General features: G+C 61.2%; 1 pseudogene. It reads left to right on the forward strand.

The annotated features are described in order from the left end of the window. A pseudogene (locus ACODSO_RS29225) lies at positions 1-567 on the forward strand (ATP-binding protein); the annotation flags it as partial.

The following is a 567-nucleotide window of genomic DNA, read 5'->3' on the forward strand; positions in this document are numbered from 1 at the left end:
GCAGCCTGCAATACCTCACCGAAAACCCCGACGCACCCGACTACGCCGCCCGCATGCAGGAAGTCGTCGACGTCGAAGAACCGCTGATGGACCTCCTCGGTGACGATGTCGATCCACATGCGTTGCTGGAAGCGATAACCAGGCAGTACTACGGAATTCACCAGTTCGAGGACGTGCACGCCTTCGACCGTGACGACTGCCGATTCGTCACTGGGGCATTCTCGCTCAGTGGTGTCGATCAGCATGTCATCGCTACGCGCACCGATCGATCCAGGCTTCATTCGGCGCTGTCGGCGATCGCCGGCCTTGCCGAGTCCACACCCGGTGCTCGGGTCGTCGACGTCTATGTGTCCTGGCCCGATGCTCCGGTGAGCGACGATGAGCTCAGCGCTGAGATACGCGAGATCGTTGCCGGGCAGACGCATTCGGGAGTGTGGCGTCGAATCACGTTGACTGTGTACGGGTCTGGAACTGCGCGTCAGTTGACTCTGAGGCCATCCACGGAGGGTTCCGAGCCGTTGGTCGAGGATGTCGTCATCCGTGACATGCATCCGTTGACGGGGCAAC

Source organism: Rhodococcus sp. FG69, from assembly GCF_057808915.1.